The following is a 22,732-nucleotide window of genomic DNA, read 5'->3' as shown; positions in this document are numbered from 1 at the left end:
CGGCCATCAAGAGCGCGGTGGCCTTTTTTAGGATCGACTTTTCCCGCTCCAGCCGGTTGATCCGGGCTTCCAGTTCTTGGATCTTTTGCTGCTCGGGTGTCAGCGCTTTGCTGGTCGGGGTTACACCGTTTCTCTCTTGTTGAAGCTGGCTTACCCATCGGCGCAAGGCCGACTCAACCAACCCGAGCGAGCGGGCTGCATCGGTATGGCTGTAGCCTTGGTCGAGTACCAGGCTGGCTGCCTCGCGTTTGAACTCAGGAGTAAACGTACGGCGTTGTTTGGTCATCAGACACCTCTCTTATGGCGAGCATTCTCACCTTAAATGGGTGTCCGGGTTTAGTAGACCACTACATGTCCACGGCACCGTAGCGTTTCGATCAAGTCTATGGAGATAGAGCGAAAAGGCCCGATATGTGGGCTTCGAGCCGTGCCCATTGGGCGAGCAAGTTATTAAAATCCATAAGGACTTTTTCTTCCGTGAAGGCAGCTGGTATCCGACTTACAGCGGCGATTGATGTGGGCTGAATGTACACAATCTTCAGCTGAGCCTTAGCAACCGGTTCCCGCTAGCCTTCGCAATCACTTACCAACGACGCCGACATGCAAGACAACGATAGAGATAGCCTTTGCTCAGCAAATTTTGACGAGTGCCAGCTGTACACAACACTCGTTAGTTGGCCGTTTATATTTTTTCGTCACCATCTCTAAGCAGTTCGAGAATGTCTAATCTGCAAAGTTCTGTAACGAGCGTCTTGATGGTGTTGCTATCCGTATCGAAACCTTCTGAAATTAACTCATGAAGTGTTATTCCAGGTTTAGAAGATATTTTACTTATGAGGCGAATACCTTTAGGGTCTAGGTTTAATTTGGTGCCGTTGGCAATTATGTAGCCATCTTCCTTTCCATGAGAATTTTGGGAGCATAGCCGTAGCCTTGCACTATCTGGGATCGTGCCGTTATTTCCAAAGATTTCTAACGCCAGTGGTGATTGGACTCGTATATCAGAGTTGAACTTATCCATGAATAAGTCATAGTTCTGCTTTGAGGAAATTAATTCCTCTAGACTGCGAGCAAGCATCATTATAATTTCTTGGTCATTTTTCCAGCAACTAAGCGATAATCGTGCCTCTCGGATCTCTGGCATGCTCTTAAGCGCCCACAGCAAATAATCCATTCCGTAGGCTGGAAAGGTGCCTAGTGCAAGATGGAATGTGGGTTCGCCGAGTGGTAGAGGGTTGTGCCACCAACCTCTGGGTAGATAAAAGACATCTCCTGGCTCAAGAATAAAATCCATGTAAGGTTCTTCTGGGCGAGGAAATAAATTTTCATAGTCCTTACTTTGCTGGGTAAAGTAAGGCGCTTCGAGAGATGGCGCGTGCACAATCCAGCGCTTACGTCCAATCAACTGAACCGCGAAGACGTCTCGTGTATCCCAATGACTTCGGAAAGAGTCTTGTGTTCCGAAAGCCAAATATGCACTGCTGACAACTTGCCGTTTTGTGTAGAGTGCAATGGTGCGTGAGATTCTCTCTACAGAAGGCTCGTTGATTATTTTGTTTGCGATCAGGGTAGCACCCTTTTGTAAGAGGTCATACACGGCTGGCTTTATGAGTCTATGCCGTAGCTTGCCAATATCCCAATAGCTTTCAACGTATTCTTCTTTGGGGCGAATGCCGGCCAATGACAGTTTGAAGTCACTAGAAGCGACATCGCTTCTTTCAAATATCTGATTAACATCTCCCCAAGAGAATGATTCGGTATTTGCCGCACCTTTAATCAATAGAGGCTTTTTTTCCTCGTATTTTTCTTTGAACTCGGCGCTCGATAGATCGAAATTTATGCACATAGAGAATCTTTCCTTGAAGGTATAGCACCGAGAACTAGGTCTAATGAGGGAGCGTAGAGGCGAGGTATTAGTTTGCTCGAATTTTGAGCACGTTTTTTGAAGAAACCTTAGTGAGTGCTCACTAAGGTTTTTGAGATTGACTCAGTTGTAGCCAGTTCCATCCGTTCCGTAGTCAATTCCAGAGGGATCGGGTAGTGCATCGGATATCCAGCTTTGGATCGGTGTGTTGTTATTTAGCCAAGTACCGACCGCATAACCACCAACAGCTGCGGCACCAATTCCGCCACCGTAGTATGCTCCAATCCCACCCATGCCTAGTACGGCTGTCCCTGTTGCTCCCATCTGTGAGGCGAGAGACGCGCCCACTGCTGCTCCAAGTCCGGCCCCGACTGCGGTTGCAGCAGCCGTGTCACCAAGGCCGCTAGCCCCGGATACAAGCTTCATCTCTTCCATGCTAATCGTTCGCATATAATAGTCCTAGTCGGCTTTTTTACGGTACATGATGTTTTTGAAGGATTGGGAGTTAGGCGATCTCAAAAAGTCATCCATATTTTTTATATTCGACTTTACAAAATAGCCAATGGCAATTGACCCAAGTGCGAAGAATATACTTCCACCAATTAATTTGGTGCTCAGCTCAATATCTGTGCTGCCGACAGCAATACAGATTGAAACGAGATAGATGAATATAAGTGCGAAGGTCATTTTATAGTAATTCATGAGCTCATCTCCTGTTGAACCATGCTGTAATCCAAGCATTTTTGCTGGGTGCCTAATTAAGTTAAGCTTCAGATGACTGGCTGGGAACATTATTAAATCAGCTCACTTCACCACGGAGCCCTAAATTTTGTGCGAATTTTTTCACGTCAGAATTGATGTCTCAACCCTACACCCGTAGGGGGGGGCTGTAGACAGAAAACCTAAACCATTCCCTGAGCGAGGATGCGTGAGGCTTTTATAGAAAGCGTGCAAAGCACGCCTTTGGCAATTCGCCACTATATTGGTATTGCTGCACCACTATTAGCTTGATCGGTTTTGTAATAGCCTTGCTAAGGAGAGAAATATTTTTTAACATTTTTTTTATTGCGGATGATTATCGTTACGTGTACTCTAAATTTGCTCAATGGAAAATAAGCAGTGGTGCAGACAGGATGTTTCGCAAAGAAGTAAATGAGGCAAAATCTAAGAGCAGGCTTGGCAACGTTCTTATCATCCAGCCAATCAGTTACACCCTGATTTCTTGTTTTGGCATATCTCTCGCGTTAGCCACGTTAGCCTTCGGCTATTTCGGGTCATACACAAAGAAAGCCACGGCAGGAGGCCTGCTTATGCCGGAGCAGGGTCTCTTACGGATTAGTTCAACTGGTAGTGGGATAATATCGAGAATAGAAGCTGCTGATGGAAGCCAAGTAGAGAAAGGGCAACCCCTCTTTGTTATATCCGCAGAGCGACATAGTGTAGAAGGTGGGACGCAAAAAATTATATCTGAGCAAATAAAGCATCGTGAGGTGCTTCTAAAGAATGCTCGGAGCTTGGCCGATGAAAGGCTTGCGTCTCAGATCAGGATGGCAGATACACGTTTAAGGAGCCTGAATGACGAACTTGCGCAGTTTCCCCATGAGATTAATCTGTTAGAGCGTCGAGTTCAGCTCGCCAAAGCCCATCACGCACGCCAAATCGAATTATCTGCCGCCAGCTTCGTTTCAGTAGCCCAGACCCAGCAAGCAGAAGCAGACATGCTTGCCATTCAAGGTCAGGTAGAGACGCTCCGGAGAGCGAAGGCAACTATGCATCGCGAGATGCTAGAGCTCGAATCCATAAAAGAAGATTCGATTCTCCGCCATAAGTCAGATATATCTGATATCGATAACAGTCTCAGTCTTATCCGCCAGGATCTTGCGGAAAATAATGTGCGTGTTGAGCAAGTAGAGGTTGCCCCATATTCCGGCACGTTGACGGGAACCAATGTACAACTTGGTCAGCAAGTTACAGCAGGCTCACTACTTTCAAGCCTTATCCCATCTGACAGTGATATTGCAGCGCATATCTATGTACCAGCCAAGCAGGCCGGATTCATCGAGGTTGGCCAGAAAGTGTCGTTACGATATGCGGCATATCCCTACCAGAAATTCGGCATGGGAAAGGGTGTTGTCGCACACATCTCGAAGAGCCCCTACGCTTCCCAGGAACTGCCTGTTCATATTAGCAGTGCACTACAGGCAGTTGCTGGTGCGCCAGCTCAGTTGTTCTATAGGATTTCGGTCGACCTTGAGGCTCAAGATGTGATCGGCTATGGAAAATCACACCAATTACAGGCCGGAATGCTACTTGAAGCTGATATCCTTCAAGATCGTCGCCGACTCTATGAGTGGTTGCTGGAGCCGCTGTTTTCCATCACCGGAAAGACAAGCCACTCAATATGACAGCTAATACCTGGCGAAACTAATTCCAAAATTTAATTGCTCACATTGTGCGTGCCCAATCGAAGATTGAATGTTAGGAATGTTTTGCTTTATGGCTGCCAGAAATCAGAAGGCAGGAGTGAACGTAGTGTCCATTTTTGTTCTCTGCGATTATTTCAAGGAAAGCTATGACTAGGCGAGAAAAGGACGTGATGGAGCACCTCGTTTCAGGGAAAACCAATAAGCAGATCGCACTCGCTCTGGGAATCAGCCCGTACACAGTTCGCGATCATCTATCCTCACTAATGAGGAAGATGGATGTTGAGTCTCGAACAGGTTTGATCACTGAGTATCTTCTCAGCGCAAGAGAGCTCACTCCATGAATGAAGGTAGTTGTATTTCCTACAATAGATACAGTCCTCCTTGTGTGGAATGCGTAAACATCTCCCTAATTTTTTAGGATGACCTCACTTATTATCTAAGGCGTCGCATAGCCAAGCATTTCGATTGGCGAGGGAGTGATCCCTGTCTCATCTATGGCGTGCGGCGAGTGTGAAAATTTATTAAACAGTTCGCGAGGCATGAGGTTGTTACATTGAACTGATAAAAATTATCGGCGAGCGCACGCACCTCTTTTTGCTCGTATATTTTTATACCAGACACATAATAAAAGTCTGCAATAATCTCTATCGAACTCTTACTAAATGTCGATCAAACCAATTTTACAAAACGAAAGTCAAGAATGTGGCTTAGCCTGTCTGGCGATGATCAGTTGCTTTCACGGGAAGCATCTAGACCTCCTGGATTTGAGGCGTAGATTTTCTATGTCCGTCAAAGGGACGGGTTTGAATACCTTGATAGGTTATGCTCACGAATTAGGTTATTCCTCTCGTGCATTGAGATTAGAACTCTATGAATTAAGCCAACTTCGGATGCCCTGTATTCTTCACTGGGATCACAACCACTTTGTTGTGCTAGAGAAAATCAGCCGTGGAAAAATCCAGATACTAGATCCTGCTCGTGGGATCAGGAAATTAACTGAGTCTGAAGTTTCAGACCACTTTACAGGCGTAGCGCTAGAGCTAAATCCAAATATTGGTTTTCAGCATTCAAAGCCAAAGGATCGTATTAAGATTAGGGATCTGCTCGGTAGGGCTGTTGGACTGAAGAGAGCCCTGGGGAGCATCCTTGGTCTTGCCGTGGCACTTGAGGTAATCACACTTCTTTCTCCACAAATAACTCAATGGATCGTTGATAGTGCACTAGTCACGGCGGACAGGGATCTATTGTTCCTTGCTGTGCTGGGCGGAGGATTATTGCTTGTCATCGACTTTGTCTTACGTATGGCCAGGGGGTGGATCGGCCTGCGTATAAACCAACAACTTGCAATCCAGTGGACATCAAACGTTTTTGGGCATCTTTTAAAATTGCCATGGCCATATTTCGAAAAACGTCAACTAGGCGATATTTCTTCTCGGTTCCACTCTCTCTCGGCCATTAGGCAGTTTTTTGCTAATGGTGCAGTAATGGCTGTACTTGATGGGGGTGTGGCAATTATTACACTTGCCATGATGTTCCTTTATAGCCCGGCGCTGACTGCCGTGGTCGCTGTTGCTATTCTTTTGTACGGTATTTTGAGAGCAGTATTCTATTACCCTTTGAGAATGGCCTCCGAAGAGCGCATCGTTTTGTCCGCCCGTGAAAATTCATACTTTCTTGAAAGTATCAGGGCGGTACTCCCGCTAAAATTGTTCAGTACAACCAGTCAGCGCCTTTCCAGATGGACTAACTTGCTGGCCGACGTACAGAATCGAGATGTCTTAACACAAAAGCTAATGCTCTTTTTTTCTTCGCTAAACACCCTGATATTTGGTATGGAAGGGTTGGTGATTCTATTCATCGGTGGGCACTACGTCCTAGATGGAACGTTAACATTGGGAATGCTTTTAGCGTTTATTGCATACAAAACTCAGTTCACAGGGCGTGCGAGTAAATTAATAGACCTCTCTGTCGAGTTTCGTATGCTCACCCTTCATGCAGAAAGACTGGCAGACATTGCGTTAGAAGATCCAGAACCTGAATCACCACAAGAAACGGATATTTCCCGCTTGCCTGCTAGTGTCGAGTTTCGCAATGTTTCCTTTCGCTATGCAGATGGTGAACCATGGGTGGTTAAAGAACTAAATTTGATGATATCTCCAGGCGAAACTGTTGCGATTGTCGGCAGGTCTGGATGTGGAAAAAGCACTCTGTTCAAAATGATTTTGGGGTTAGTAAGGCCTACGGAGGGTGAGATTTTAATCGGGGGGATACCTCTTTCCCAGCTGGGGCCTACTGCTGCGCGGTCGATGATTGGCGCGGTTATGCAAGAAGACTATCTGATGGCTGGATCTTTGAGTGAAAATATCGCCTTTTTTGATTCTGATGCTACGCAGGATGATATCGAGTCCGCTGCGAAGAAGGCGAATATCCATAAGGCAATCGTCAATATGCCAATGGGTTATCAGACCTTAATATCCGAAATGGGGAGTGGGCTTTCTGGAGGTCAGAAGCAGAGATTGCTCCTGGCAAGAGCTCTTTATAGAAAACCTAGAATTCTCGCACTTGATGAGGCCACTAGCCATCTGGATATTCATAGTGAACAGCACGTTGTCAGTGCTCTGAACTCAATTAATATGACACGTATCCTTATTGCGCACAGGCGAGAAACTTTAGTCTTTGCGACACGAGTTCTGTTTTTAGAAAAAGGCTTGATCGTCCAAGATTTAGCCCCTGAGAAACCTATAGCTGAAGTATGAAAATTAAAGTTCTACTTGGCCTGATTGTCGGTTATTTTTGTGTTTGTGGATATTTAGAGGCCGCCGAAAATCTAGACCTTGTGCAATCCTATCAACTAGCCGTGGAAAGGGACGCAGCCTACTTAGCTGCGGGGTTTCAAGTAAAAGCGGCGAAAGAGAGCGAAGGCCAGGCATTGGCAGCGCTTTTACCCAGCTTGTCGTTCGATGCACAGACCACACGAGTAGATGTGACCCATGAGACGGCTGGCGGAGAGTTGAATCGCAAAGGGCGCTCAGAGAACTACGGGCTCCAGTTCAGCCAACCGGTATTTAACTGGAAGTCATGGGTTACTTACCGTCGAGGAAGCAAGCAGAAAGCCTTGGGCATGCTGAAGTATGAAGTTGCCTCTCAAGAGCTGAAGCTTAATGTGGCACAAAGCTATTTTAATGCGGTAGCTGCCATGGATGTCTTGGAGTCTTTGGAGAGCTTGTCTTCTACTTTGCAAGAGCAACTGAAGCGTGCGACGGTAAATTTCGAGATCGGTAACGGTTCCGTCGTAGAGGTGCATGAAGCTCAGGCTAGCCTCGATGCCAACCGGGCCAACATCGTTCAAGCGCGAAGTGATGTGAGCATTGCGCGAGTTAGCCTCGCAAAATTTACGGGTGGTTACCCTCACAAGCTCTCCCGGATGCTCGATTCTGCACCGGAGTTGCAACTGCCAGAGGAGTCACTAGGAGAGCTAATTCAAGCATCACAGGCATTCAATTTACGGATTCAGGAGTACGAACTCCTAAGGGATATTGCTGAGAACAACAAAGACATCGCCTTCTCCGATCACCTGCCAGCATTGGATTTGGTCGCTAGCCACACGATGCAACAGAACCCGAGTGCTGGCACCAACCAGAGTGACTCTAATGTCATTGGGCTGCGCTTCTCCATGCCTCTTTACTCTGGAGGACGTGCGTCATCTAGTCAGAGACAGGCCGAGGCGCTTTACCAGCAGTCAGACTTAGAGCTCTTGGATATTCGCCGGCAAGTCTCAGTAGAGGTCAATGAGGCTTGGTCTGGTGTTGAGGACGGTATCGCTCTGATTCGTGCGTTGCAGGCTGCTAGGAAGTCAGCAGCATCATCAGTTGAGTCAAATCAGCTCGGATATCGCCTTGGGGCGCGCATGGGGGTGGATGTTCTGGATGCACAAAGCCGCCTGAGCGATGTCATTCAGCAGCTGGCCAAGGCTAAGTACGATACCCTCATGGCACACCTTCGGTTGCGGTCTGCTGTTGGGGCTCTCACAGAGGGGGATCTGATCGCGATCAATGACTACTTGCGTGCAGACTGATCGGGCCTGCTTACCAAGGGTGAATCGCCCCAGGTTTTCTAGACACTCTCCAGGCTCAGGAAATAGCGCTTTTCGAACTCTACCGGCGATAGCTGGTTGTTGAAACCATGCCGGCGTTTTGGGTTGTAGAACATCTCGATGTAATCGAACACATCGGCTCTGGCATCCTGCCTGGTGCTGTAGATCTTCCGCCTGATCCGCTCCCGCTTCAGCAGCTGGAAAAAGCTTTCCGCAACCGCATTATCATGGCAATTACCGCGTCGGCTCATGCTGCCAAGCAAGTTGTTCGCTTTCAGGAAACTCTGCCAGTCACCGCTGCTGAACTGACTACCCTGGTCTGAGTGAATCATTACTTCCTGCTTGGGCTTACGCCGCCAAACGGCCATCAGCAATGCATCAATAGCCAGATCGCTGGTCATCTGCGGCTTCATCGACCAGCCAATTACCTGCCGTGAAAACAGATCGAGCACCACCGCCAAAAATAACCAACCCTCATAGGTGCGGATGTAGGTTATGTCCGTGACCCAGACTTTGTTGGGTTCGGTGACGTTGAATCGACGCTCAAGATGATTCGGCGAAGCGACTGGAGGCTTGCCACCATAACGCCCCGGTCGACGTCGGTAACCCGTCTGCGAACGCGGTCCTTCCTGACGCATTAATCGAGCAACTCGGTGCCTGCCGCACTGTTCGCCAAGCTCGCGCAGATCGTCATGGATTTTTCGGTAACCGTAGATGCCACCGCTCTCTAGCCACGAATGCTTGATCAGGCCTAGCAGCCGCTGATCATCCTTGGCTCGCGCCGACTTCGGCTCTGCCAGCCAGGCATAGTAACCGCTGGCATGTACTTTTAGAGTCAGGCACAGACGGCGAACCGCATAGTCTGCGGATAGCTGATTGATGAAGGCGTACTTCAGCCGCACTCCTTGGCAAAGTACGCGGCGGCCTTTTTTAAGATGTCTCGCTCTTCGGTCACGCGCTTGAGTTCAGCACGCAAACGACGCAGTTCAGCATGCTGGTCGTCTTCTTGCGCCCGCTGCTCTTGAGGCTTGCTGTAGCGCTTCACCCAGGCATAAAGGCTGTGTGTCGACATGCCCAAACGAGCAGCTACCTCAGCCACCGGCAGACCTCGCTCGGTCACCTGTTTGACTGCTTCGATTTTGAATTCTTCGGGATAACGCGGGTTGCTCATGGCACCTCCTAATGGGCCGTATTATGAGGCCTGGAGGTGTCTACGAAACTAGGGGCGATTCAGATGTTATTTTTTCTTTTCTGATATCTTGGTCTAGATTGTCTTTGGTTATTTCATATAGTTTTGCTCGAACAGATTTTTTGGGGCGGTAAATAAAGGTGTATGTCCCTTCCAGGTTGTCTTCGCCCGGCAGGATGCTGTGATTGGCAAGGACCAAATCTTCGTCAGAGCTCCCCAGGTCAGCGAATTTGAACGCGATAATTATCCAGTGGCCATTTGGCGGACCAAGGCCTCTGTAAAAGTCAGAGTTGGTTAGTTGGCGAGCGCTTAATGGTAAATTCTCATCTAGTACTAACCGCATAGCATAAAATAAGTTTGTTTTTCCTGAGGCGTTTTCACCTATCAGGGTGTTTGCGGTGTTTTTTGTGAACTTAAATTTGGCTGATTCAAAGTTTCTGAAATTTCTAATCCCTACCTCTGTTATGTGCATTTACTAATCCTTGGTTTTGTTTAATTTATTTGAAATTTAGCTTAGCTTCTTTGCAAGTATTTCTATGCTTGGATGGTAGTACCGCATCAGCATACGAGTGTCCTGGTGCCCGGTGATCTTGGTCAGCTCGTGCAGTGGGAAAATTTCGGCTAGGCGCGATGTGGCTTCATGTCGTAGGTCATGAAAGCGTAGATCCATCAAAAACGGATCATCGCTGATGCGCTTGTCTATTTTCTCCTGGGAAAGCTTTTTCTGCTTCAGGTGAAGGTTAAGCCCTTCCGTGTAGGTGCTACGAGCATCGGCGATGGCGTCCGCGAAAGCCTTGGTGATTGAGTCCGGCCGGCTCTTAAAGCAGCGACCATCGTCGCGCTCGGCGAGACTTTCCAGTATCTCCACCGCTTTGCTGGAAAGGGGTACGCCACGGGCAGAGCCGTTCTTGGTCATAGGTAGCAGAGCGACCCGCTTGTCTAGGTTTACGTTGGCGCGAAGCAGGCCGGTTATCTCACTGCGGCGCATCGCTGTTTCCACGGCGAAGGCTACGATCTTCGGCAGCTCGGCTGAGCGCGAGTGTCGGCAGATCATTTCCAGCTCGTTCAGGTGCTCGTATACCAGCTTCCCGTCTTTGCGTGTCCATACATCGGCACTGAGGATGCGTCGCTCGCGGGCGTCATCAACGCTCGGTTGGCGGATCAGCTCGACGGGGTTACTCAGTGACTCCATGCGCCACTCTTTGCGGGCGATGGTGAAGACGTGAGAGATCAGAGCCAGCTCGCGGCGCACGGTGGAGGGGGCCATGCCTTCTTCGAGGCGCGTGTCACGGTAGGTCGCCATGTCAGAGCCACGAATGCTGGCGAGCGAGCGAAGCGCCAGCGGATGGCGTTGCATGGCCTGGATGCGCGATAGCTCGGAGGCACTGCTTCGTTTCTTGCTGGTCACTTCGTTAGCATATGTCTCTAGTGCCTTCGAGAATGATGTGGACTCAGCCTCGTTTCGACTGACGAAAATTCCGGCGTCCATCTCGCGTTCGATCATGGTCGCCCAAGTCTTGGCTTCTGCTTGGGTATTGAACGTCTTGGTTTGCAGGGGCCATCCTTTGCGTCTGACTTGCACCTGCCATTGGGATGGGCCGCGCTTGCGAAAGGTCGCCATTTCTAATCTCAGTGTGACAAAATTGTGCCAAATATCATAAAGGAATACCCATGGAAGCCGCAAAGCCCCAGTTAGTACGCGAAACCTTCCCCGTCGGGCCTTTGCAGTGCAACTGCACGATCATTGGCGACCCGGTCACCAAGAAGGCCATCGTGGTCGATCCGGGGGGCAATCCTGACTTGATCATGGCGCGGCTGGAGGTCCACGGGCTCAAGGTGGTGAGCATCATTCACACCCATGCCCATCTGGACCATTTTCTCGCCTCCGGGCAGATGAAGGAGCAGACCGGTGCGACCTTGCATCTGCATAAAGAGGATCAATTTCTCTGGGATAACCTGGAGATGCAGTGCCGCATGTTCGGTGTGCCCTACACGCCGGTGCCGGCGCCTGATCAGTGGTTGAGTGATGACGAGGAGCTGGCCTGTGGCTGTGGGGTAGCGCTGCATACGCCAGGGCACACGCCGGGGTCGATGAGTTTCTGGTTTGCCGATGCCAAGCTGCTGATTGCCGGTGACACGCTGTTCAAGCGCGGGATCGGGCGTACTGATCTGTGGGGCGGGGATTACGCGACCATCGAGCGTTCGATCAAGCAGCGTTTGTACTGCCTGGATGAGGACGCGACTGTGGTCACCGGCCACGGCGCCGATACGCGCTTGGGCGATGAAATGCGCGAGAACCCGTTTATCCGCGCCTGATGCTGCACGGCTGGGCCAGGCGTAGAATCCGACTGCTGTGGTCTTCCTTGAGGAGTGTTTCCCATGCTGCGTCGTTCTTCGCTTATTGCCTGTGTTTGTGTCTTTCTGCTGGCCGGTTGCGCTTCGCAAAATCCTTACGATCAGCGTGCGCCGAGCAGCAACCGTACGGCGACTTACGGTGGTCTGGGCGCCCTGGCTGGGGCGGCGGCGGGTGCGTTGATCAACCACGATAACCGCGGTAAGGGCGCGCTGATTGGTGCCGCGGTCGCGGGTGCTGCAGCCGCGGGCTATGGCTACTACGCCGACAAGCAGGAAGCCGAGTTGCGCCGCAGCATGGAAGGCACCGGTATCGAGGTGCAGCGTGAAGGCGATGTGATCCAGCTGATCATGCCGGGCAATATCACCTTTGCCACAGACTCGGCGCAGATCGCCAGCAGCTTCTATGCGCCATTGAACAATCTGGCGACGTCGTTCCGCTCGTATAACCAGAACAGCATTGAGGTGGTCGGGCATACCGACAGCACCGGCGCGCACAGTTACAACATGGGGCTGTCGCAGCGTCGCGCCCAGAGCGTGGCTGATTACCTGCTGGCTCAGGGCGTGGACAGCACGCGGCTGAGCACTCGTGGCATGGGCCCTGACCAGCCGATAGCCAGTAACGATAACGCCGAGGGGCGTGCGCAGAATCGACGGGTCGAGGTGACCCTGCGACCGTTAGCCGGCGCACAATAAGGCGAGGCTCAAGGCATGGGCTGTGCTTTATGGTGCAGCGATTGCGTCAGGTCTACAGACGGTTATGGAACTTAGCTGCATAACCACTGCTCGAAGTTCGCGGCGTAATGCCGCTCAGAACCATCTGTTTAAGGAAGTCCTATGAAGAACTGGCGCAATCTGATCCTGGCGATAGCAGGCTTTACGCTGTTGGCCGGCTGTACGACCAACCCCTATACCGGAGAAAGCCAGGCAGGCAAGGCCGGTATTTATGGTGGTGTGGGCGCCGTAACCGGTGCACTGATCGGCGCTGCCACGTCGAGCAAGAAGGACCGCGGCAAGGGTGCACTGATCGGTGCTGCCGTGGGTGGGGCGGCCGGTGGTGGCTACGGCTACTACGTCGATACCCAGGAAGCCAAGCTGCGTCAGACCCTGCAGGGCACTGGTGTGCAAGTGCAGCGTAATGGCAACGACCTGAAGCTGATCATGCCGGGCAACATCACCTTTGCCAGCAATTCGGCAGATATCTCCAGCGGCTTCTACGGCACGCTCAACTCCCTGGTGCTGACCTTCAAGGAATTCGACAAGAACGGTATCGATATTGTCGGTCATACCGACAGCACCGGCTCGCTCGAACTGAACCAGAACCTGTCCAACCGTCGCGCCCAGAGCGTAGCCGCCTATCTGAGCGGTAATGGCGTACAGGCCTCGCGTATTTCTGCCTATGGCGCCGGCCCGAGCCAGCCGATTGCCAGCAATGCCAACGAAGCCGGTCGCGCGCAGAACCGTCGCGTCGAGATCAACCTGCGTCCTCTGTAAAGCGTTGTCCCCGCTCTAACAGGCTGTTGAAAAACGACCTGTTAGGCGGGCTGTCGAGTACAGCAGCGCTGGCGCAACGCCAGCGTCGTTATTTCTGACTAGACTCCCTTTACGTTCCCTTTAGCTTCACCGGCTTGCTCCGGTGCGCACGGAGTCATCATGGACGATAAGTCGCCTGCTCCTTCCCTGCATATGCGCTTGCCAATTGCTGTCAGCCTACTGCTGCTATTGGTCCTCAATGGTGTGGTGGTCTGGCAGTGGCGTTTACTCGATGCGCGCAATGAAGAGGCGCTGCAACAACGTTTCCAGCTAGAGGTGCAGGGCATCGGCCAGCAGGTCGAGACGCGCATGCGTGCCTATGAAATGACCTTGCGTGGCTTGTCCGGGCTGATGATCGGCAGCGATCAGGTCACGGCCGAGGAGTGGCAAGAGGCCGTCGATCAGTTGCAGATCGAAGAGCGCTACCCCGGTGTGCTTGCCCTGGGCTGGGCCCGGCGTCTTGACCGCGAACAGCTCGATACCTTTATACGTGAGGTTCGTGAGGGCGGCCGTGGGATCTATCCGGCTCCGCGTGAACCGGCGGACGAATATGTGCTGGTGGACTTCGTGAGCCCGCCGACCCGGCAGAATCGTCAGACCGAGGGTTATGACATGCTCGGTGACCCTAACCGGCGGGTTGCGATCGAGACTGCCCGGCGCAGTGGTCAGGCAGTGCTCAGCGCACCACTGACGCTACGCCAGGATGCCGACGATAATCATCTGACCGGTGTGCTGCTGTACCTGCCTGTGTATGCGCGAGATGCGCGGCTGCAAGACCCTGAAGCGCGCAGCCAGGCGTTGACCGGAATGGTCTATGGCGCATTCCGCAGCCAGGAGCTGATGGCCGGGATTCTCGGTCCCCAGAGCCGGCTATTTTCTATCGCCATTCGCGATCAGTCGGCGAACGGCCGCGAGCTGCTGAGTATCGAACAGCTTGAAGCGCAGCATGCGTCACGTTTCCGCCAGCAACTGGAGTTGCCGTTGTATGGCCGTATCTGGCTGCTGGATGTTGCCAGCACGCCTCTCTATGACGCCGCTCTGGGCAAAGGCCATAGCCAGTTCGGCTTAGGGCTGGCGCTGTGTGCGGCGAGCTTGTTGGCGTTGCTGATCGGAGGCTACCTGTATGTGCGTGAGCGTGAGCTATCGCGTTCGCGGCGGGCCACCGAGCTATTACGTGAGCGCGAAGAGCGTTTCCGCCAATTGGTCGAGCGCCTGCCCGTCGCGACGCTGTTGTGTGATGCCCAAGGGCGCATCGAAATGGCCAACCTGCGAGCAGTAGAACTGCTCAATTGTCCACTGGCTGGTTTGCAGGGTGAACGCGTGCGGCGCTTCATCCCCGTGTTGGGGGGCTTGGCCGATCTCGCTGACGAGCTGGGCGATACGGCGGCGACCCGTGACTATGACCTGTGTCCCGATAGTGGCGGCGCGCTGCCGATATCCCTGAGCCTGTGTGCGCTGAAGGATTCGACCGGGACTACCTACCTGCTCAATCTGGTCGACCTGCGCCTGCGCAAGAGTGCCGATGAACGCTTTCGTCTGGTGGTCGATGCTTCACCCAATGCCATCGTCCTGGTCGACAGCCGGGGGCAGATAGCCATGGTCAATCGGCAGACCGAGCAGTTGTTCGGCCATGCACGGGACGCACTGTTGGGCCAGCCCGTGGAGATGTTGCTGCCCGAGGCATTACGCAAGGGGCATGTGCCCTATCGCCAGGGCTATCAGGTCAGCCCCGAGCCGCGTCGCATGGGCGGCAATCGGGACCTGTTCGGCCAGCACCGCGATGGCCACCTGATTCCGCTGGAGGTCGGTCTGTCGCCCCTGCACAGTGGCGGAGAGGTGTTGGTACAGGCGGTGATTATCGACATCAGCGAGCGCAAAGCCGCCGAGCAACGCCTGCGTGAGCAGGCCGAGCAATTGGTATTGGCCAATCGCTACAAGTCGGAGTTCCTGGCCAATATGTCCCATGAGCTGCGCACGCCGCTCAACAGCATCCTGATTCTCAGCGATCAACTGCGGCAGAACACCACCGGCAATCTCTCGGAGAAGCAGACCAAGCACGCCGATATCGTCTATCGCGCCGGGAGCGATCTATTGCAGTTGATCAACAATATTCTCGACCTGGCCAAGGTTGAGTCCGGGCGCATGCAGCTGAAGATCGAGCCGATGGACCTGCAGGAAATGCTCGTCGAACTGGATGCCGGCATGCGCCCAATGGCTGAGCTCAAGGGCTTGCGTCTGCAAACCCGCCTGGCCGATGCCGTGCCGCGCCTGGTGCTGGCAGACCGGGTGCGGCTGACACAGATCCTGCGCAACCTGCTGTCCAATGCGCTGAAGTTCACCGAGCAAGGCGATGTCAGCCTGCTTGTCGATGCCGAGCGGCAGGGGGAGGGCGAACTCGAGTGGCTGAGCTTTATCGTGCAGGACAGCGGCATCGGTATTGCCGCCGACCAGCACGAGCTGATTTTCCAGGCGTTTCAGCAGATTGACGGTTCTACCAGCCGGCGCTTCGGCGGCACCGGTCTGGGTCTGGCCATTACCCGGCAACTGGTGCAGGCCCTGGATGGCGAGATCGAACTGCGCAGTGCGCCGGGGCAAGGCGCCTGTTTTATCGTTCGCTTGCCCGTGCAGATCGCGACCGTGCAGGAACCGGCTACCAGCGGTGCGCAGCCGGTACGTCGGGGTGCTGGGTCGACGGTGCTGATCGTCGAGGATGATGCCAACTTTGCCGCTGTGCTGGTCGAGGAAGCCCAGGCCCACGGCTTTGCCAGCGTACATTGTCGGACGGGTCTGCAGGCGCTGACACTGCTGCAGCAAGAGCATTTCAGTGCTGTGGTGCTCGACATCCTGCTGCCGGATATCAGTGGCTGGCAGCTGTTCCGACGCCTGCGCAGCCAGGCCTCTTATCGCCATGTTCCCGTACATATCATTTCCTGCGTGCCGCAGCCGGCCGACTGGAACGAGGACGGCACCCGCTACCTGGTCAAACCGATCAGCCAGGATGACCTGGCAGCCGTATTCGTGCGGTTGCAGCGCGATAGCGATACGCCCCAACAGGCATTGCTGCTGGTCGAGGATGTACCGGTGGAGCGCGAGCACTATCGCGAGTACTTGCAGCATTTGGGCTTTGCCGTACACGCCTGTGCCGATGGCAGCGAGGCGTTGGCCGCTTACCGCGAGCAGTCGTTCGCCGCGCTGGTGGTCGACCTGGATCTGCCTGATCAGGACGGCTTTGCGCTGCTTGAACAACTTGACCAAATCCGTCCGCTTGCCGGTCAGCGCATCGTCGTCAATACCGGCGTGGATGTAAGCCAGCGCCATCTGCAACTGTTGCGGCGCTTCAGTGCGGTGGTCGTGCGCAAGCAGGGCGATGACCTGCAACAACTGAGTCAGGCGGTGCAGGGCTTTCTCGAACGGGTGCCGGCGAGCACCTTGTCTGCGCCCGAGCCCCGGGCTCGTCGCTTGCAGGGGCGGCGAGTGCTGCTGGTCGATGATGACATCCGTAACGTCTATGCCCTTAGCGCTCTGCTCGACGAAGCGGGGCTGCAGATCAGCACGGCCAAGGATGGCGCCGAGGCCATTGAGCGGTTTTTGCAGGGCGGCCACGATTTGATTCTGATGGACATGGCGATGCCGATCATGGACGGCTACACCGCCACCCGTCTGCTCAAGCAGGAGCATGGTTGTCAGATTCCGATCATCGCCCTGACCGCCCATGCGATGAAAGGGGATCGAGACAAGTGCCTGGCCTGTGGGGCGGACGATTACCTGGCCAAACCGGTTGGCCAGGATGAGCTGCTCGAGCGCCTGCTGCATTGGCTGGAGGTCGGCTCGGCCGGCTGAGCGACGTTAACTGGTCTACGCTCTGCGGCAGGCTCGGGAAGAAGCCACTGCATTAATCAAGGAGTGCGTCATGGCGGTTGTGCAAATGGTCAATCACGCTCGGCGGCAGGTGTTGCTGGTGGTCGATGACCGGCAGGAAAATCTTGAAGCGATGGAGGCCCTGCTTGAGCAGGGTGACTGGCAATTGCGCTGTGTGGCTTCGGGCGAAGCGGCTTTGCAGTGCTTGCTTGAAGAGGACGTCGGGCTGGTGCTGCTGGATGTGCAAATGCCCCACATGGACGGTTTCGAGGTGGCGCGGCTGATGCGCGGTAACCCGCGCACGCGTTTTACACCGATCATCTTTGTGTCGGCCATCGCGCAAACCGAGGACGCGGTGCTCAAAGGCTATTCCACCGGTGCGGTGGATTTCATGCTCAAGCCTTTCGACACCCGTGTGCTGCGCCACAAGATCTGCTCGCTGCTCGAACACGCACGCCATCGTCAGGAACTACGTGCCCTGACCGAGCAGCTGGAGCAAGCGCGGGCGTTCAGTACCTCGATTCTGGAGCATGCCGGCGAAGGCATTCTGGTAGTGGGCGAAGACGGCGGTATCCAGTTCGCCAACCCGGCCATCGCGCAGATGTTGCGTTACCCGGTGGAGGCGTTGCTCGGGCGCTCTCTGGTTGACTGTCTGCCGCCCGAAATGGGCGCTCAGGGCTGGCATGAGTCGGCCTTTCACCAGCACTGGCGAGCACAGACGGTGTACCGCCTGCATGAAACCAGCCTGGTGACCTGCGACGGTCAGCATGTGCCGGTAGCGCTGTCCTGTGCGCCGCTGCCCAGCCCGCGTCAGGCGATGGTGTTGGTTATCCAGGACATGACGGTCGTGCATTGCCTGCATACGCAGCTCGAAGCGCTGGCGATTACCGATCCGCTCACCGGCTTGCTCAACCGTCGCGGCTTTCATCAAGCGCTGGCCAATGCCCTGGCCCGCACCGAGCGTCAAGGCCAGCAGCGTATGGCCGTGTTGTATCTGGATCTGGACGGCTTCAAGCGTATTAACGACTCATTGGGGCATGAGGCGGGCGACCAACTATTGCGCCAGGTGGGCGAGCAACTTCGCGCGAGTCTGCGCCCGTACGATGTGCTGGCGCGCATTGGCGGTGATGAGTTCACCGCACTGCTTGATGACCTGGATCATCCTGAAGACGCCGCGCGGGTTGCGGAAAAACTGATGGAGCACCTGGCCGTAAGGCACAGCGTGGAGGGGCTTGATTTCACCGTCGGTGCCAGCGTCGGCATTGCCTGCTTTCCCGAGTGTGGCAGGACCGTCGAGGGACTGCTGCGTGCCGCCGACATGGCCATGTATGAGGCCAAGCGCGCGGGGCGCCAGCAGTATCGTTTCTTCACCCAGGAGATGAATGGCCGTGCCCGCTCCCGTCTGATGCTTGAAGAGAGCTTGCGCCGCGCCATCGAGCAGGACGAGTTTCGCCTGGTGTTCCAGCCCCAGGTTTACCTGGACAGCGGCCGCTTGCGCGGTTTCGAGGCGCTGTTGCGCTGGCAGCACAGCCAGGCCGGCGAAATCGGCCCAGGCGTGTTTATCCCGTTGCTTGAGGAAACCCGCCTGATCAACCGGCTCGGTGCCTGGATCTTTCGCAAGGGCGCCGAGCAATTGGCGTGCATGCAGCAGCAATTTGGCAACGACATCATTCTGAGTCTGAACGTCAGTCCCGTGCAGTTCGCCATGCCCAACCTGGCCCAGTTACTGCGTGAAGCGATAGAGGCCCATGGGCTGCAGCCCGCCCAACTGGAAGTGGAAATCACCGAAAGTGCATTGATGCAGGATATCGATGCAGCGCGCGAACAGCTCGGCCAGCTGCGCCGGCTCGGGGTGCTGATTGCCATTGATGATTTCGGGACCGGCTACTCATCGCTGGCCTACCTGCGGCATTTCGAACTCGACACCCTGAAGATCGACCGCCTGTTCATTGCCAATATGCTCGACTCGCCGCGTGACGCGGCGGTGGTCAGCACCATCATCGACCTGGGCCGGCACTTGGGCCTGGAGGTGATCGCCGAGGGGGTGGAGACCCAGGCCCAGCGCGAATGGCTGGTGGCCCATCAGTGCGCGATCATGCAGGGCTTCCTGGTTGCCCCGGGTTTGCCCATCGAGCGCGCTCTGGCCCTGCCGGCGCAACTGGACTGGAATGTGTTGACGGACGTTTAGCGGCCCATGTTTCAGCGCGGCGTTGATGCCGCGTAGCGATCGTGCAGCTCGGCCAGTTCGGCGTCCTTGGCTTCCCAGAGCTCGTTAACCCACTGTTGGAAGGCCTGGCGATACTCGCTGTCCTGGTCGTAGTTGCGACCGAGAAAGGCCGCTGGTATCGGCAAGGCCTGAAACCTCACCACCACCTCCGAGACCTCGCCGCTGAGCAGCGCCCAGAAGCCGGGGTTGCCTGCCGGATAGTGGATGGTGACGTTGACGATCCGGTGCAACTGGTCGCCCATGGCATCGAGTACGAAGGCAATGCCACCGGCCTTGGGCTTGAGCAGGTAGCGGTAAGGTGACTGCTGTTCGGCATGCTTGGCGGGGGTGAAACGCGTGCCTTCGATAAAGTTGAAGATCCCCACCGAGGTGCCGCGAAAACGCGCGCAGGTGCGTTGGGTGGTCAGCAGGTCCTGGCCTTTTTTCTCCGGATGGCGGGCCAAGTAGGCCTTGCTGTAGCGCTTCATAAACGGGAAGCCCAGGGCCCACCAGCACAGGCCTATCACCGGCACCCAGATCAGCTCCTGCTTGAGGAAGAATTTCAGCGGCCGCACGCGACGGTTCATCAGGTACTGCAACACCAGAATATCGACCCAGCTCTGGTGGTTACTGGTGACCAGGTAGCTGTGCTGGTAGTCCAGCGTGTCGAGGCCTTCGACATGCCAGCGCGTACGCCCCAGCCCCTTCATCCAGACTTTGTTGCAGCTGATCCAGCCCTCGTGAACCACGTTCATCACCGCCGCGCAGGCGCGCTGGGCCGCCGGGAAGGGCAGGCACACCTTGAGCAGCGTCACGGCGAACAACGGGCAGCACCAGAACAGCGTGTTGAGGGCCAACAGGCTGGCGCCAATAACGCCTCTCAGGGGCGCGGGCAGAACATGCAGCATGGCGGCGTTTGCCTCCGAAACAGGGCGCAGGCGGGCGACAGTCACACAGTGGTGGCGGTCGACCGCGCAGGGGCGCAGCTCATCAGGGACCTGCTCCGGGCAGGTCGGTCGGCGCACAGGTTAGCGGTTGTGCAACGAACTGCAAGCCCGGCTTAACCCTGATGATCGCGGCCAATCGGTGCCTATTGCCCCATCACTGCGCAGTTGTCGCGGGCGGATTGGCTGCCTGAATGGCCGTCAGGGCGATGGTGTAGACAATGTCATCGACCAGGGCGCCGCGCGACAGGTCGTTCACCGGTTTGCGCAGGCCCTGCAGCATCGGCCCCACACTGACGCAGTCGGCACTGCGCTGCACCGCCTTGTAGGTGGTGTTGCCGGTGTTCAGGTCGGGGAACACGAACACCGTGGCGCGTCCGGCCACCGGACTGCCGGGCGCCTTCTGCTGGCCGACGCTGTCGATGGCCGCGGCGTCGTACTGCAACGGGCCGTCCAGCAGCAGGGTGGGCGCCAGAGCACGGGCCAGGCGCGTGGCTTCGCGAACCTTCTCCACTTCTTCGCCGCTGCCCGAGTCTCCGGTGGAATAGCTGAGCATGGCGACCCGCGGTTCGATGCCGAAGGCCAGAGCCGAGGCCGCGCTCTGCAGGGCGATTTCTGCCAGCTCCGGGGCGCTGGGGTCGGGGTTGACTGCGCAGTCGCCGTAAACCACCACCTGATCCGGCAAGAGCATGAAGAACACCGAAGACACCAGGTTGTAGCCGGGCGCAGTCTTGATCAATTGCAGTGCTGGGCGAATGGTGTTGGCGGTGGTGTGAATGGCCCCGGAAACCAGGCCGTCGACCTCATCCAGGGCGAGCATCATGGTGCCCAGAACTACGGTGTCTTCGAGCTGAGCCAGGGCCATGGGCGCGTTCAGTCCCTTGCCTTTGCGCAGGGCGACCATGGGCTCGACGTAACGCGAGCGGATCAGGTCCGGGTCGAGAATTTCCAGGCCTGGCGGCAGCTCGATACCCTGAGCCTTGGCCACGGCGAGCACCGCTTCGGGCTTGGCCAGCAGCACGCAGCGGGCGATCCCACGGGCCTGGCAGATGGCGGCCGCCTGCACGGTGCGTGGCTCGCTGCCTTCGGGCAGGACGATGCGTTTGTTCGCCGCCTTGGCGCGTTGCACCAGTTGGTAGCGGAACGCTGGCGGCGACAGGCGCAGCTCGCGCGGCGTGTCGCAGCGGGCGCTCAGCCAGTCGTGGTCGAGGTGTCCAGCCACATGGTCGGCCACCTTGAAGGCGCGCTCGGTGTCGTCGACCGGGATTTCCTTGTTCAGCCGGTTCAGGTGGGTGGCGGTGTCGTAGGAGCCAGTGGCCACGGTCATCACTGGCAAGCCGGTCTGCAGGGCGCCACGGCACAGTTCCATGATGCGCGGGTCTGGCAGGAAATCGCTGCACAACAGCAGGCCGGCCAGGGGCGTGCCATTCATCGCCGCCAGGCTGGCGGCGAGGATGATGTCGTCACGGTCGCCGGGGGTGACCACCAGGGTGCCAGGTTTGAGCAACTGCACGGTGTTGGCCACGGCACGGGCGCAGAGGACGATCTTCAGCATGCGTCGCTGGTCGTAGTCGCCGGCGTTGAGCACCCGCGCGCCGAGCAGGTCAGCGATGTCGCGGGTACGCGGCGCATTCAGCTCCTCCAGCCAGGGGATGCAGCCAAGCAGGCGGAAGTCGTCACGTCGCAACAGCGGCGAGTGCTCGCGCAGGCGCGCCGCGAAGGCCTCGGTGCCGTCTTCACTGCGCACCTTGTTGAGGATCACGCCGAGCACCTTGGGATCTTTCGGCCCGCCGAACAGCTGCGCCTGAATATCCACTCGGTCGGCCAGTTCGTTGAGGCTTTCCTGTTCGGGCGCAGAGACCAGAATCACGTCGGCATCCAGGCTCTTGGCCAGGTGCACGTTGACCCGCGCGGCGTAGCTGGCCTGGCGCGTCGGCACCATGCCTTCGACGATGACCACATCCTTGTCGCGGGCGGCTTCCTGATACTGGCTGATGATTTCTTCGAGCAGGGCATCCAGGTCGCCGTCGCCCAGCAGGCGCTCGACGTGATGCAGGGCCAGGGGGCGCGGCGAATGCAGGTCATGGGTGCGCGCGATCAGCTCACTGGAGCGCTCGGGGCCGAGGTCACCGGGGTGCGGCTGGGCGATCGGCTTGAGAAAGCCAACCTTGAGCCCGGCGCGCTGCAGGGCGCCGACCATGCCCAGGCTGATGGAGGTGAGGCCGACGCCGAAGCCGGTGGGCGCGATGAAAAACGTGTGCATGGGG

At 55.7% G+C, this 22,732-nt stretch carries 17 protein-coding genes; 9 read left to right on the top strand and 8 right to left on the bottom strand.

The window, feature by feature from the left end; genetic code table 11:
• The 3 genes from BMW49_RS05045 to BMW49_RS05035 form a co-directional block, all read right to left on the bottom strand.
• Positions 1 to 286, bottom strand: a 286-nt coding sequence (locus BMW49_RS05045) for a transposase (RefSeq protein WP_139205692.1), incomplete at its 3' end; no start/stop codon positions are given.
• A gap of 396 nt (positions 287 to 682) precedes the next feature.
• The gene (locus BMW49_RS05040; RefSeq protein ID WP_069516204.1) at positions 683 to 1,846 is read right to left on the bottom strand and encodes a JmjC domain-containing protein; all 1,164 of its coding nucleotides are present in this window, start codon (positions 1,844 to 1,846) and stop codon (positions 683 to 685) included.
• A gap of 477 nt (positions 1,847 to 2,323) precedes the next feature.
• Positions 2,324 to 2,566: a hypothetical protein gene (locus tag BMW49_RS05035; protein WP_069516202.1), complete on the bottom strand. Its 243-nt coding sequence runs from the start codon at positions 2,564 to 2,566 to the stop codon at positions 2,324 to 2,326.
• 305 nt (positions 2,567 to 2,871) lie between these two features.
• On the opposite strand from BMW49_RS05035, the gene BMW49_RS05030 reads away from it, so the two are divergent.
• The 4 genes from BMW49_RS05030 (at position 2,872) to BMW49_RS05015 (ending at position 8,365) form a co-directional block, all read left to right on the top strand.
• Positions 2,872 to 4,269, top strand: coding sequence for an HlyD family secretion protein (locus BMW49_RS05030; RefSeq protein ID WP_139133783.1), 1,398 nt, complete (start codon positions 2,872 to 2,874; stop codon positions 4,267 to 4,269).
• A gap of 167 nt (positions 4,270 to 4,436) precedes the next feature.
• A complete protein-coding gene (locus BMW49_RS25540) occupies positions 4,437 to 4,631 on the top strand; it encodes a response regulator transcription factor (protein WP_069516198.1) in 195 nt (64 codons plus the stop codon).
• 321 nt (positions 4,632 to 4,952) lie between these two features.
• Positions 4,953 to 7,046 (top strand): peptidase domain-containing ABC transporter, encoded by a 2,094-nt coding sequence (locus tag BMW49_RS05020; RefSeq protein WP_069516196.1) that lies wholly within the window; start codon positions 4,953 to 4,955, stop codon positions 7,044 to 7,046.
• Complete coding sequence (locus BMW49_RS05015; protein WP_069516195.1) at positions 7,043 to 8,365, top strand: TolC family outer membrane protein; 1,323 nt, start codon at positions 7,043 to 7,045, stop codon at positions 8,363 to 8,365. Before BMW49_RS05020 ends, BMW49_RS05015 begins: the two co-directional genes overlap by 4 nt.
• Before the next feature lie 38 nt (positions 8,366 to 8,403).
• On the opposite strand, the gene BMW49_RS05010 is transcribed toward BMW49_RS05015, so the two are convergent.
• The 3 genes from BMW49_RS05010 to BMW49_RS05000 all read right to left on the bottom strand — a co-directional run bounded on the left by BMW49_RS05010 (position 8,404) and on the right by BMW49_RS05000 (position 11,193).
• Positions 8,404 to 9,554 (bottom strand): IS3 family transposase gene (locus BMW49_RS05010; protein ID WP_090390854.1). Its coding sequence is split into 2 segments (ribosomal slippage): positions 8,404 to 9,311 and positions 9,311 to 9,554, totalling 1,152 coding nucleotides; the frame shifts between segments, so codons are not numbered across the junction.
• Between the two features lie 40 nt (positions 9,555 to 9,594).
• Positions 9,595 to 10,044: an AAA family ATPase gene (locus BMW49_RS05005; RefSeq protein WP_083251643.1), complete on the bottom strand. Its 450-nt coding sequence runs from the start codon at positions 10,042 to 10,044 to the stop codon at positions 9,595 to 9,597.
• Positions 10,045 to 10,080: 36 nt separating this feature from the next.
• Positions 10,081 to 11,193 carry a tyrosine-type recombinase/integrase gene (locus BMW49_RS05000; protein ID WP_069516192.1) on the bottom strand — a complete coding sequence of 371 codons (1,113 nt, stop codon included), beginning with the start codon at positions 11,191 to 11,193 and terminating at the stop codon, positions 10,081 to 10,083.
• 50 nt (positions 11,194 to 11,243) lie between these two features.
• On the opposite strand from BMW49_RS05000, the gene BMW49_RS04995 reads away from it, so the two are divergent.
• From BMW49_RS04995 to BMW49_RS04975, 5 genes are all read left to right on the top strand, one after another.
• Complete coding sequence (locus tag BMW49_RS04995; protein WP_069516190.1) at positions 11,244 to 11,888, top strand: MBL fold metallo-hydrolase; 645 nt, start codon at positions 11,244 to 11,246, stop codon at positions 11,886 to 11,888.
• A 63-nt stretch (positions 11,889 to 11,951) separates the two neighbouring features.
• Positions 11,952 to 12,620, top strand: a complete 669-nt coding sequence (locus tag BMW49_RS04990; RefSeq protein ID WP_069516188.1) for a YiaD family glycine zipper/OmpA-like lipoprotein — start codon at positions 11,952 to 11,954, stop codon at positions 12,618 to 12,620.
• A gap of 141 nt (positions 12,621 to 12,761) precedes the next feature.
• Positions 12,762 to 13,418 carry a YiaD family glycine zipper/OmpA-like lipoprotein gene (locus BMW49_RS04985; RefSeq protein WP_069516186.1) on the top strand — a complete coding sequence of 219 codons (657 nt, stop codon included), beginning with the start codon at positions 12,762 to 12,764 and terminating at the stop codon, positions 13,416 to 13,418.
• Between the two features lie 159 nt (positions 13,419 to 13,577).
• Positions 13,578 to 17,297, top strand: a complete 3,720-nt coding sequence (locus BMW49_RS04980; RefSeq protein ID WP_069516184.1) for a response regulator — start codon at positions 13,578 to 13,580, stop codon at positions 17,295 to 17,297.
• Positions 17,298 to 17,367: 70 nt separating this feature from the next.
• A complete protein-coding gene (locus BMW49_RS04975) occupies positions 17,368 to 19,503 on the top strand; it encodes a putative bifunctional diguanylate cyclase/phosphodiesterase (RefSeq protein ID WP_069516183.1) in 2,136 nt (711 codons plus the stop codon).
• Positions 19,504 to 19,514: 11 nt separating this feature from the next.
• Here the strand turns inward: BMW49_RS04975 and BMW49_RS04970 are convergent, their stop codons facing one another.
• Together BMW49_RS04970 and pta are read right to left on the bottom strand one after the other, a co-directional pair.
• Positions 19,515 to 20,429 carry an acyltransferase gene (locus BMW49_RS04970; protein ID WP_069516181.1) on the bottom strand — a complete coding sequence of 305 codons (915 nt, stop codon included), beginning with the start codon at positions 20,427 to 20,429 and terminating at the stop codon, positions 19,515 to 19,517.
• A 193-nt stretch (positions 20,430 to 20,622) separates the two neighbouring features.
• Entirely contained in the window at positions 20,623 to 22,728 is a 2,106-nt protein-coding gene (pta, locus tag BMW49_RS04965; RefSeq protein WP_069516179.1) for a phosphate acetyltransferase, read from the bottom strand.
• Positions 22,729 to 22,732 lie beyond the last annotated feature (4 nt).

It is taken from the genome of Pseudomonas cuatrocienegasensis, assembly GCF_900110925.1.
In the GTDB taxonomy this organism is placed as follows: domain Bacteria; phylum Pseudomonadota; class Gammaproteobacteria; order Pseudomonadales; family Pseudomonadaceae; genus Aquipseudomonas; species Aquipseudomonas cuatrocienegasensis.
Note: the sequence above shows the minus strand (reverse complement) of the source record. Positions and strands in the feature narration are given on the sequence as shown.